We start from the raw sequence: 315 nt of genomic DNA, 5'->3' as shown, positions 1-315 counted from the left end.
AGTTATGCGAAGTAGCTGTATTGTTTTTATAATATCAATCATTTTTTAATTAAATTTTAATTTTCAATTTATATTATCGGGTATCTCCGTATACTCTCATTTCGGCAATGGCTAAACGCCCAGAACCAGCCCAGTTTTCTAAGTTATTAATTCTAAGGTACCTATATTTGGGCGCTGTAATAGGGATTGGCCAATTGAATCCGTCTTGAGCAAATTCTATATCCTCGTTGTTCTGTTGGGTAAGAGGTAGTCCTGATGGTTTAATTACTTCGAAGGTTCCCAGCAAATCCCAACTGGCCCAACTACCGTCGGTAT

At 37.5% G+C, this 315-nt stretch carries 1 protein-coding gene; it reads right to left on the bottom strand.

The window, feature by feature from the left end:
• Positions 1-73 precede the first annotated feature (73 nt).
• Positions 74-315 (bottom strand): DUF5000 domain-containing lipoprotein (locus LG649_RS15985; RefSeq protein ID WP_262904514.1); only part of this gene is annotated, 242 nt, incomplete at its 5' end.

It is taken from the genome of Neotamlana laminarinivorans (genome assembly GCF_020523925.1).
GTDB lineage: Bacteria > Bacteroidota > Bacteroidia > Flavobacteriales > Flavobacteriaceae > Neotamlana > Neotamlana laminarinivorans.
This window is presented reverse-complemented; position numbering and strand designations above follow the sequence as displayed.